Source organism: Geobacillus sp. B4113_201601, from assembly GCF_001587475.1.
GTDB lineage: Bacteria > Bacillota > Bacilli > Bacillales > Anoxybacillaceae > Geobacillus > Geobacillus icigianus.
This window is the reverse complement of sequence record NZ_LQYX01000022.1, coordinates 1-10,799: the sequence shown is the minus strand read 5'-3', so window position 1 is coordinate 10,799 and position 10,799 is coordinate 1. Positions and strand designations below refer to the sequence as shown.

8 protein-coding genes and 1 tRNA gene are annotated in these 10,799 nt (G+C 52.1%); 4 read left to right on the top strand and 5 right to left on the bottom strand.

Annotated elements, in window-relative coordinates:
• The first annotated feature begins 481 nt into the window (after positions 1 to 481).
• On the top strand, positions 482 to 3,703 hold the full coding sequence (locus B4113_RS03115) for an efflux RND transporter permease subunit (RefSeq protein WP_033844507.1): 3,222 nt from the start codon (positions 482 to 484) through the stop codon (positions 3,701 to 3,703).
• Between the two features lie 410 nt (positions 3,704 to 4,113).
• Here the strand turns inward: B4113_RS03115 and B4113_RS18425 are convergent, their stop codons facing one another.
• Positions 4,114 to 4,710: an MFS transporter gene (locus B4113_RS18425; RefSeq protein WP_231559858.1), complete on the bottom strand. Its 597-nt coding sequence runs from the start codon at positions 4,708 to 4,710 to the stop codon at positions 4,114 to 4,116.
• A gap of 266 nt (positions 4,711 to 4,976) precedes the next feature.
• Here B4113_RS18425 and B4113_RS03105 point away from each other — a divergent pair, with 266 nt between their 5' ends.
• Positions 4,977 to 5,477: a GNAT family N-acetyltransferase gene (locus B4113_RS03105; protein ID WP_081897253.1), complete on the top strand. Its 501-nt coding sequence runs from the start codon at positions 4,977 to 4,979 to the stop codon at positions 5,475 to 5,477.
• Positions 5,478 to 5,533: 56 nt separating this feature from the next.
• Entirely contained in the window at positions 5,534 to 5,788 is a 255-nt protein-coding gene (locus tag B4113_RS03100) for a hypothetical protein (protein WP_033844506.1), read from the top strand.
• A 261-nt stretch (positions 5,789 to 6,049) separates the two neighbouring features.
• On the opposite strand, the gene B4113_RS03095 is transcribed toward B4113_RS03100, so the two are convergent.
• The 3 genes from B4113_RS03095 to B4113_RS03085 form a co-directional block, all read right to left on the bottom strand.
• Entirely contained in the window at positions 6,050 to 6,961 is a 912-nt protein-coding gene (locus B4113_RS03095; protein ID WP_033844505.1) for a thermonuclease family protein, read from the bottom strand.
• Positions 6,962 to 7,571: 610 nt separating this feature from the next.
• Positions 7,572 to 7,644: transfer RNA gene (locus tag B4113_RS03090), tRNA-Ala, on the bottom strand.
• A gap of 69 nt (positions 7,645 to 7,713) precedes the next feature.
• Positions 7,714 to 8,391, bottom strand: a complete 678-nt coding sequence (locus B4113_RS03085) for an MgtC/SapB family protein (protein WP_033844454.1) — start codon at positions 8,389 to 8,391, stop codon at positions 7,714 to 7,716.
• A 58-nt stretch (positions 8,392 to 8,449) separates the two neighbouring features.
• Between B4113_RS03085 and B4113_RS03080 the strand changes: the two genes are divergently transcribed.
• Positions 8,450 to 9,358 carry a DMT family transporter gene (locus B4113_RS03080; RefSeq protein WP_033844453.1) on the top strand — a complete coding sequence of 303 codons (909 nt, stop codon included), beginning with the start codon at positions 8,450 to 8,452 and terminating at the stop codon, positions 9,356 to 9,358.
• On the opposite strand, the gene B4113_RS03075 is transcribed toward B4113_RS03080, so the two are convergent.
• On the bottom strand, positions 9,329 to 10,147 hold the full coding sequence (locus tag B4113_RS03075) for a protein-glutamine gamma-glutamyltransferase (RefSeq protein WP_033844452.1): 819 nt from the start codon (positions 10,145 to 10,147) through the stop codon (positions 9,329 to 9,331). The genes B4113_RS03080 and B4113_RS03075 overlap by 30 nt on opposite strands.
• Positions 10,148 to 10,799: the final 652 nt, after the last annotated feature.

The window sequence follows — 10,799 nt, the reverse complement described above, 5'->3', positions numbered from 1 at the left end:
TCATTATGGGAAGAAAAGGGGGATTTTCATCCCTGGGTGGAGGGCAAAACGTTGCCCATGGATCTTTTCCGTGAAACTGCGGAACTGGCGCGGATTTTTATGTTTGAGTGGAGGGTAGATCGCTGTCCATGGAACTTTCCGTGAAAATGCAGGACCGGCGCGAGGTTTTTTATCCCCGAGTGGAAGATGGACGCTTGCCTATGGAACGTTTCCTTGATTCTCAAACGATTGAATCCTAACGGCAGCTTAAAGCGTAATGGAAATGGGGCGTTGGTACACGACAAAAGGAGGAGGTGGTGTGATAAGCTGGAATGCAAAGAAGATCGTTTGTCAGCGAGTGGGAATGAAACGGTGCTTTTCCGTTTCCAAGGAAGGGGATTCGTATTTTGACAAATGACTAATTGGTCAATTAGTATATAATTTGTGACCATATAGTCAAGAGGTGTGAAGCGATGAGGATGGACGTAAGGAGGAGAAACGGGTGAGGAGCATCATTCAATTTTCGCTTAACAACAAGCTCGCTGTTTGGATTTTGACACTTATTGTCGCCGTGGCTGGGCTGTATTCAGGAGTAGGTATGAAGCTTGAGACGATTCCGAACATCAACGTGCCCTTCATTTCCGTCTCGACAGTGTATCCGGGAGCGACGCCGGAGGAAGTGGATAAGAAGGTGACACAGCCGATTGAGCGGCAGGTGGAACATTTGGACGGCGTCACAGCGGTCCGCTCCTCTTCTTTTCAGAACGCGTCATTTGTGCAAATTGAATATGATTTTGGCAAGGATATGGGAACGGCGCAAAATGAAGTGAAAGAGGCGCTCAGTCATTTACAGCTGCCTGACGGGGTGCAAGAGCCGGACGTGTCGCGGATCAGCTTTTCGGCGTTTCCCGTCATCTCATTGAGCATTACCGACCGCCACCGCTCGCTGGCCGAACTGACGAAGATCGTCGAGCGTGAGATCGTCCCCGAGTTAGAGGGCATCGACGGCGTTGATTCGGTGGAGGTCGCCGGCCAACAAATGCAAGAAGTGAACATTCGTTTTGATGAACAGAAGTTAAAGCGGTATGGGCTGACTGAACAATCGGTCATCAATGTTATTCAAGCCTCGGCCGTTTCTCTTCCACTCGGCTTGTACACGTTTGGCGATACGGAAAAATCGGTCGTCATTGACGGTCGCATCGCAACGATCGACGACTTAAAAGCGCTCCGCATTCCGATCGTTTCGGGGGCTGGGGCGGCGCCGTCGCCGGTGGTTGGCGCCGAAGTCGAGGGTCGCGGGCAAGGAAGCGCGATCGACGGGCAAGCCGGGGGCCAAGGAGCTGCGGCTCTAGCGCCGGGTGCCGGTTCCGGTCCCCAAGGGCGGGATGCGCGAGGGGCGGAAAACAGCGCGGTTGGTCAAACGGGTCGATCTGCGGCTATTCCTTCCGTTCCGCTGAGCGAATTGGCTGAAGTGAAAGTCGTTGCCAAAGCCGAATCGATTTCGCGGACGAACGGCAAGCCATCGATCGGCGTGCAAGTGGTCAAGGCGCAAGACGCCAATACGGTGACGGTCGTCAACGCTGTTAAGGAAAAGAGCAAAGATCTTGAAAAACGCTTTGACGGCTTGCGCATTATCACGGTGTTTGACCAAGGCAAGCCGATTGAAGATTCGGTGAACACGATGGTGGACAAAGCGGTGTTTGGTGCGCTGTTTGCGGTCGTTGTCATCTTCCTGTTTTTGCGCAACATTCGCACGACATTGATTTCGGTCGTATCGATTCCGCTGTCGTTGCTGATGGCGATTTTGTTGCTGCGGGAGATGGATATTACTCTCAATCTGATGACGCTCGGCGCCATGACGGTGGCGATCGGCCGTGTGATAGACGATTCGATCGTCGTGGTGGAAAATATTTACCGGCGCATGACGCTGCCCGGCGAATCACTTAGCGGGAAAGAATTGATCGCTTCGGCCACGAAAGAAATGTTTATCCCGATCGCGTCATCGACGATTGTGACGGTTGCTGTCTTTTTGCCGCTCGGATTGGTCAAAGGAATGGTTGGTGAATTGTTTTTGCCGTTTGCCCTGACGATTGTGTTCGCCTTGCTTTCTTCGCTGCTTGTCGCCGTCACCGTTGTTCCGGCGCTCGCTCACTCGCTGTTTAGCAAGGGAGTTGCTGCGAAGGACGTTCGTGTGCGGGAGCGGAAACAGACGTTAGCGTTCTGGTACAAACGGGTGCTTCGCTGGTCGCTCGATCATAAGTTCATTGTCAGCGGCACGGCGGTGTTGCTTTTGATCTCCAGTTTATTCCTTGTTCCGCGTGTCGGCGTCAGCTTCTTGCCGTCTGACGAGCAAAAGATGATTGTCGTCACGTACAGCCCCGCCCCAGGACAAACGGTCGATGAAGTGGAGCGCATCGCCAAAGAGGTAGAATCGTTTTTTGAACAGCGCCAAGGGGTCAAAAACATTCAACTTTCTGTCGGCGGGGGCAATCCGATGAATCCGGGGCAAGATCACGCGGCGTTGTTTTACGTCGAGTATGACCACGATGTGAAACGGTTTGCCGAAGAGAAAGAACGGGTGATGAAGGCGCTTGATGAGCGCAAAGACAAAGGAGAATGGCAAAGTCAAGACGCCTCGAGTTCAGGGACATCAAACGTTCTCGAGCTAAACGTGTATGGAAGCAGCATGGAAGAAATTGAACCGATCGTTCGCCAAGCGGCCGATCTGTTGCGCGGCCATGAGGAGCTGGTGAACGTGAAAACGAGCATGGCTGCCCGCTTTGAAGAATATACGCTTGCCGCCAACCAGAACAAACTGAGCGAACTAGGGCTGACGGCGGCACAAGTGGCTGCCGCTTTGTCCGAAAAAGGTGGACGCCAAGCGATTGCGACGGTCAAGCAAGATGGTGAAGACCTCAGCGTCTACCTTGCCGATGAAAACAAGCGGTACGCGGATATTGCCGATTTGCTGGAGAACACGATCACGTCGCCGCTTGGTATCGAAGTGCCGATCAAAGATCTCGTGACGGTGAAAAAAGGGTATACGTACAGCGAAATTGAACGGGATGACGGACGAGTGCACGCGAGCGTGTCGGCGGAAGTAAAAACGAAGGATGTTGCAGCGGTGTCAGCGGCCGTACAGAAAGAACTCAAGCGACTCGACTTGCCGTCGGGAGTCGATATTCAGATGGGAGGTGTGACTGAAGACATTCAAGAATCGTTTACCCAGCTTGGGTGGGCGATGCTCGCTGCTGTAGCGATCGTTTATTTTGTATTAGTTGTGACATTTGGGGGCGGATTGGCGCCGTTTGCGATTTTGTTCTCGCTGCCGTTTACTGTCATTGGGGCCTTGCTCGCCTTGTTCGTTTCCGGTGAGACGATCAGCGTATCGGCGATGATCGGCATGTTGATGTTGATTGGTATCGTGGTTACGAACGCCATCGTTTTGATTGACCGTGTCATTCATAAAGAACGCGAAGGACTGTCGACGCGCGAGGCACTTTTGGAAGCGGCCGGTACGCGGGTGCGCCCGATTTTCATGACGGCGATTGCCACGATCGGCGCTTTGCTTCCGCTCGCAGTAGGAATGGAAGGTGGCGCGTTGATTTCGAAAGGGCTCGGAGTGACCGTCATCGGCGGGTTGACGAGCTCAACGTTGCTGACGTTAATCATCGTCCCGATCGTTTATGAGACGTTGATGAAATGGCGGAAAAAAAGGGCGTAAGGAAGCGGGGAGTCGGCCGTCTGGGGACGGATGGCGCGGCAGGTGGAGGAAGTCTTTTGCCCATCGGCGGCCGCTTCGCTTCCTTGCTCTGACGTCATCGGCTTCTTTGGGTGGCTTGTGTTGGTTGGATAGAAGAATGGGGGGTTCGCCACGCCACATCGGCTCGTGGGCGAAAACAAGAACGGCGTGAGTCTGGCCTGGCCACATTCACGCCGTTTTCGTTTTTGTGAGGGTTCGTCTTGGCAAGGAGGCTCGGTTGGCGAGTCTTTCGTTGCCTGTCGACTTTGTCGCCAGAAACGGGCAAGGTCGGCTAGAGAAATGGAATGGGCGGGCCCTTCGCCACGGTGCTTGGCTTTCCGACGAAACCAAAAACGGGACGCTTTTGCCGGGGTCGGAAATCCTCACGGCGGCTAGGCCGAGGAGTGACGCTTGGCGGCGCGGGCGATGCGCGCCGTCAGGAAGAGGGCGCAGGCGAAAAAGAGGACGTCATCGACCGCGTAGACGAGGCGGTCCCCACCAGCGGCCAACAGCGTGCTGCCGATCATCGGTCCGAACGCCATGCCCATATAGCGGAAAAAGTTGTACACGCCGATCGCCGTCGAGCGGTTCGCCTGAAAGACGTTCGTTAACACAGTGGTTTGCACCGGAAGCGAAAGGCCCAAAAATAAGCCGAACATGGCGATGGCAATAACGAGCAGCTCAAGCGACTGCCAGGCGGTGAGCAGGAAGAAAAAAATGGACGCTGTCGTCAAATACGTCGTCGTCAAGATGGTGCGCCGCTCCGGAAAGCGCCCTTGAAGCTGCTCGCCAAGAAAACTGCCGATCACAATCATCGACGACATGGCCAAATACACCGTTCCTTTTTCTTGCGCCGATAATCCGTAACGGTCGGTCAAAATGCCGGGCAAAAACACAAGAAAGTTGTAAAGCGAATAATACCGCATAAATCCGAGCAGCACGGCGCGCCGCCCTTTTCGGTCGGTGAGCGGTCCGTAGACGATTTCCATCATCGCAAGGAAAAAAGGTGAAAATCGAAATCGTCAAGTTGATCAAAAAAGAAGAAGTCGCGAACGCGGTCCTCGCTTCTGGTAAAATGGGAGTGTAAAATCGTTTGGGTGAAAGGGCCGAGAAACGCGGCCAGCAACACAACATATACAACGAGCTGGCGTTTCATGGTTTTCTCCTTTCTTTCCCTGTGCATCGTTATGATTATACTCCCGCTGTTTCCGCTTTTGGAAACGAAATGCTTATGGAAAAAAGGTAGGGATGCAGGATGGAGAGATGGTTGATTCGTGATGCAACGGCGGCGGATTTGCCGCACATTGTCCGCATTTATAACGAAACGATCCCGAGCCGGATGGTGACGGCCGATTTGGAGCCGGTGTCGGTGGAAAGCCGGAAAGCGTGGTTTGAAGCGCATGATCCTCACCATCGGCCGCTCTGGGTGGTGGAAGATGGCGGCGAGATTTGCGCCTGGCTCAGTTTCCAATCGTTTTATGGCCGCCCGGCGTACCGCCATACGGCCGAAGTGAGCATTTATATTGCCGAATCACACCGCGGCCAAGGGTTGGGAACGAAGCTGCTCAAGCAAGCGGTCGACAAGGCGCCGGATTTGGAGATGAAGACGCTGCTCGGCTTTATTTTTGCCCATAATGAGCCAAGCTTGCGGTTGTTTGCCCGCTTCGGGTTTGAACGATGGGGCTATTTTCCGCGCGTTGCTGAGCTTGACGGCATCGAACGCGATTTGGTCATCGTCGGCAAGCGGCTTGTATAGAATCGATATAGACAGGGCAGTGATAAACATGACGATGCAAACAAAGAGGGAATGACATGAACGTGATGCCCATTCGACTGTTTACGATTCAAGACGGAGAAGGATTTGTCGCCGATGCGTTTCAATGCCCGGTGACCGGCAATTTGATTTACAAGTCATCCGGCACATCGTCGGTCATTGCCTACAGCGAACTGACCGATGAACAGATTGCGCGCTTGGAGCCATACGGCTTTCGCCGGCTCGAAGGGACACAAGGACGGGCGGTGCATGAAGATGCTGCCGGCATTGAAGCGTTGCTTCCGAGGCAATGATTGACTTGGCTTTGTGGCGACGGGAGAAAAGGCATTTGGATGAAAGGTGCGTTTTTGTAAAGCAGTGGAAACTCATTGGGGGATGAATATCATCGCCCTCCAGCGCCGGGTTTTCACGAACATCAGGGAGATTCGTTTTCCAGCCAAAAAGGCCGACCCAAAAGGTTGTCTGCCTTCAAGATCGGCACAACCGATCGTGCGGCAGAAGCAGTCAGCACGTAAAAGAGGGGATCCCGATCCTTTTGGGACACCCTCTCTTTGTCATCTCCTCAGCTGGCGGACGAGCCAATATACCGCTACGGCTGCTGCCGCGCCAAGCAATGGATAAAGAAGCGGAAGGCCGGATCGCTCGAAAGCGGCCGTTTCTTGTTTGCGGCTAGGCGCACGATCGGTTGGCTCCGTCTCGCTTTCGGTTTGCGGAGCTGTGTTCGTCGCCCCTTCCTGTTTTGTTTTCGAACGAGCCTGTTCATGTTTCGCGACAGACCGTTCACCGTACATGCCGATGCCGTTCCGTTTGGCTTCTTCAAGCGCCTTGCGGACGCGCGATTCATATTTGTAGCGGCCATAGTCATAAAAATCTTCAACGAGTCCGGCCTTGGCGAGATCTTCTTGCAGCAGGCGGCCGTCAACCCATACCCAGGCTAGCAGACGATGATATCGGTCAAACAGCGTATTTCCGTCCGTTTCAAGCACCACCTTCCCTTTTTGCAGGCGGGAACACGTAAACCGGCTCGCCTCTTTGCCGTACGGCTCGATTTCAATCGTGCTTTCCGGTGTGTCGATGAACAAAAAGCGTGTCGTGTATACGCGGCCGTTGACACGAAACTTGGCGGTGTCCCCGTCGATGCATTGAGTTAATGTTGCTTTGTATGTGCGGCCGAGCCGCAGCGAAACAGCGTTATCCTTCCCGCCGAGCGCGTGTCCGTCTAAGTCGATGCGTTCCGGGGTGAGCTTCCGTTTGCATCGCTCGTTGCTGTTATAGGTTTGAATGAGCTTGACCAACTCCGCTTTTGTTTTCGCCTGTTTGGCTAATGCCGTTGGTTCATGCAGCACATATGTGCAATCGCTGTTGCGGAAATGCCCCCCTAGTTCGTCCAATGAGCCCGGATGGGCGGACACGGAGTCCGGCCATACTATCATCAGGCAAAGCAACAAAATGGCGATTTGCTTCAACGCTCTCCCTCCGTTTCGGCAACATTCCAGCTAGGTCGCCATGAAAGCACATGACGATCTTGCGCTTTGAACGTAGTCTCCAGTCGTTTCTACGATTTTCAGCGTGAAATCTACCTTGCCAAACAAGGGTTTTTCTGAATGGAGCATGTGACCTTCGCGACGGTTCAGCGTGCGCGGTGGAAGGCAAAATCGTCAAATACGGAAAAGATCCATGGGCAATGGTTTGCCCTCCACCCGAGGATGAAAATCCGCGTCCGTTCGGTATTTTTGTAGAAGAGGCTGGTGATTTCATCGTGGATATGCCTTTACAATTAGAAAAACCTTGTTGTATCGTTCCTCTTTTCCGCACATTCTCCCATTGATGAATGGGCTCAGCCGTTCTTCACCAGCCTTAGAAAGCTCCATGGACAACATTTTGCCCTCCACCCGGGGGAAAATGACCGCTGGCCGACGAGGGTTCATGAAAAAACCCATTGTTACAAGGATTTTACCATATTGCTTTCCGATAAAATAGGACGATATAGGGCAATTGTTGATGGAGTTCGTCGACCATTCGTCAACAACCGCCTCAAAACGGAAAAAACCCTTGCGTAGCAAGGGTTTTTTTCGATGGAGCATACCGGGCTCGAACCGGTGACCTTCGCGCTGCCAGCACGACGCTCTCCCAACTGAGCTAATGCCCCAAACGAACATGGATGAATTGCCCATGCTCTATTATATCCAGATGACGGGTGGTTTGCAATCTTTTTTTATCAACCGCTTTCGATATCGACGTGGACAATGTCTTCGATGGAGCGAATGGCGTAATACAGTTCAGCAGTTGACCGCTTTTGATCGATAACAGCACGCAGCTTCAACAAATGTTCATTCTCCTCGACGTCTTTGATGCGCATCGTTTTAATATTGATTTCTTGTCGCTTTAAATGCTCGATCACTTTGGCAATGTTTTTTTCATCGGCAACGGTGATTTGCAGCATTACTTCTTTTTCACGCAGCTGCTTCGGTCCGAAAAAGTTAATTAAAAATGGAATCAGTTCAACGCTAACAATGAGCAGAGCGACACCAAAGGCCGATTCCCAATAGAAACCGGCGCCGACTGCCACGCCAATTCCTGCCGCCCCCCAGATAATGGCGGCTGTTGTCAGCCCAGTAATGCTGTCGTTGCCGCGGCGTAAAATAACGCCCGCTCCTAAAAAACCGACGCCTGATACGATTTGTGCGGCCAAGCGAAGCGGATCCATTGTGATATGGTCTTTAAGCGGGAAGACATACGCCGATTCGATCGAAACGATCGTCAATAGGCAGCTTGAAATCGAAATGACCAAACACGTTTTCAAACCGACTGGTTTTCGCTTCAACTCCCGTTCCAGTCCGATGATCATGCCAAGAATGGCCGAAATCCCTAATTTAAGGAATGGATCAAACATCATTCGTTCTCCCCCCGTTCGTGATATAATGTAGGAAAATGGTTGGCAAGGAGATGGAATCGTGAAACCGCCAAGCCATACCCAAGCCTATGCGGCCTTGTTGGTTGGAGCGCTCGCCGTCTCAACGTCGGCTGTGTTTGTCAAGTGGTCGCAGGCGCCGTCCGCGGTCATCGCCTTTTATCGGCTGTTTTTCGCTGTCATCATCATGACACCGTTCTTTTTTCGCCGCATTACCGAACTCAAGCACATCTCCCGGCGTGATGGGCTGTTTTCGGTTTGTTCGGGCGTGCTGTTGGCATTTCATTTTATTCTTTGGTTTGAATCGCTTGACTATACATCTGTTGCCAGCTCAGTCGTGCTCGTGACGTTGCAGCCGCTGTTTGCCTTCGCCGGAGGTGCGCTTTTTTTTCGCGAACGGCTGACCAGCGGCGCGGTCGGGAGCGCTGTTTTGGCCATTGTCGGAAGCCTTCTCATCAGCTGGGGCGATTTTCGCATCAGCGGTGCGGCGCTTTATGGAGATGTGTTGGCGCTGTCGGCCTGCGCAATGGTGACGGCTTATTGGCTGTTTGGTCAAGAGCTGCGCCAACGGCTGTCGTTGATGACATATACTTATCTTGTCTACGGCATCAGTGCTGCCACATTGTATGCGTATGCCGTCCTATCCGGTTTTTCCTTAACGGCATACCCACCGAGAGATTGGCTTTGTTTCCTCGGTTTGGCCATTATCCCGACATTGTTTGGCCATTCGGTGATGAACTGGGCGGTCAAGTGGGTGAGCGCTTCAACGGTATCAATGGCCATCTTGTTTGAGCCTGTCGGAGCTTCCGTTTTGGCTTACTGGCTGTTTGGTGAATCCATCCGCCCTTTGCAGTGGATCGGCGGTATTTTTATTTTAACAGGAATCGGGCTGTATTTGTGGGAGAAAAACGAAAAAGGGACGCTAACGGCGCAAGAAGGCGGCCGACCCTAGCGTCCCAGCGATAAACGACGAGCGGAGCGGAAAGCGGAATCCGTCCAGCGGCCGGGAAAACTGGGATAAATAAGCGAAGTTGACCTGCGTAATTTCAGAAAGAAGATAAGCCGATTTGGTTGCCCCCCGTTTTCGTTTTCGATTTAGAGCGGCAATGATACCGTCTTCTGTTTGAATGCCGATGCCGTGTCCGTAAAACAAACCGTCTCCTAAGTAAATCGTGTTCTCTCCCTGCCATTGCGGTGTCGCTGGATCAAATTCTGGATTTTTGAAGTAAAGGCAGTCTCCGGGAAGAAAATGTTTGCTCTTTTTCGTTTGAATACCAAGGTCTCGATCCGTATGCCAATCATACAGAAGCAAGCGGTCAAACAGGCGATCAAACGCGGATGTGTCAATGGTGTCGAGCACCGCTTTGTAAAAGACGATCACGATGGCTGTCGCGCATTCAAAAGCGTACAGTTCGCTGTTGATGAAAATGTCCCCAATCGCTTTTGAAGGAGGAACGCCCGGCCGCAGCTGAAACCCGCCCCGCTCATCTCGTTCCCAAAATTGGCTGTTGCAGCGGGAAAAACGGAAAATCGCAAACCGCGCTCGGCTTTTTGCTAAATCCACGGCTGCTTGAACAATGCGGGCGCGCAATGCAATTTCAAAGCGAAGCTGCTGTTCATTCGGGTACGTATAGAGGACGGGGGAAGAAACAAGCGCATCAGCGATTCGCTGTTCAGCGGGCGGAAGGGACAAGGAATCGGTAATACCGATGCTAGCCGGTGACGACAAAATGCGGATCATAAGGAAAAAACCTCCTTTGGCAATATGGTGGCGCCTCAACTCTATCGGAAAAATATATGCATAGGACACTGTGGTCATGACGCGATATGTCAGTGTATTGAAACAAGAAAGGTGTTTATGTCAAAATTTGAACTTTGGGTAGTGTCAATTCACGGCGGTAAACAGATCATTCTTTAAACAAGAATGAGCAACTATGTTTTTGCATGGGGAACTTGGTGGAGAAAAAAGTATTTCAAAAAAGAAAAAAGGTATTGCATTTTGTGGGTGGAGATGATATATTAAATAGCGTCGCTGATCAACTGTGTAATTTCAATATGTAAAACAGCGAAAAGTGGTTGACAACAAAAAGATGTGATGCTAATATAAAGAGGCTGCTTACGCAACGTTGATTATCGCAACAAATTTGTGGTTGCAGCTGTTTATCTTGTTCCTTGAAAACTGAACGAAACGAAGCGCAACGAAAGGCTGAGGCCGCTTGCCTATCGACGAAACGCGCTGGAGGGTCTGCGAGGAGGCTATCGCCGCCGCAGCAGGACCGAAGCGTCGCGAGCCGATAGCGGCCGAAGCTAGACAATACGAAAAGCGGAGGCTGCTTGACACGTTTGGTGTCGGCGCCGAAGCTTACAAAGCCAATCCACTTTCTTTTGGAGAG